This window comes from Anoxybacillus sp. LAT27, assembly GCF_022030075.1.
Lineage (GTDB): Bacteria > Bacillota > Bacilli > Bacillales > Anoxybacillaceae > Anoxybacillus > Anoxybacillus kestanbolensis.
The window spans coordinates 1-255 of record NZ_JAIWYK010000227.1 but is presented as its reverse complement, the minus strand read 5'-3'; the positions used below and the strand labels follow the sequence as shown (position 1 = coordinate 255).

Sequence of the window (255 nt, the reverse complement as noted above, 5' to 3'; positions counted from 1 at the left end):
CAAAGGGCTTGGGCTGAACACCTTTCATGACCTGATGGAACTGGCCGCGCCGCATATCGACATTTACAAACTGGGGTTTGGCACCTCGACGCTCTATCCCGCCGGCGTCCTGTACCAAAAAGTGGCGCTCGCCAAGGCACTGGACCTGCACATCATGCCGGGCGGCACGCTGTTTGAAATCGCCATCCGGCATTCGCCGCCGGAGACGTACATGGCCCGGCTGCTCGACCTCGGTTTCAACGCGGTGGAGATTTC

1 protein-coding gene is annotated in these 255 nt (G+C 60.0%); it reads left to right on the top strand.

Going from position 1 to position 255, the window contains the following annotated elements; all coding sequences use genetic code 11:
* On the top strand, nt 1–255 hold a 255-nt coding region (locus LD028_RS09240), incomplete at both ends, for a phosphosulfolactate synthase (protein ID WP_237811640.1).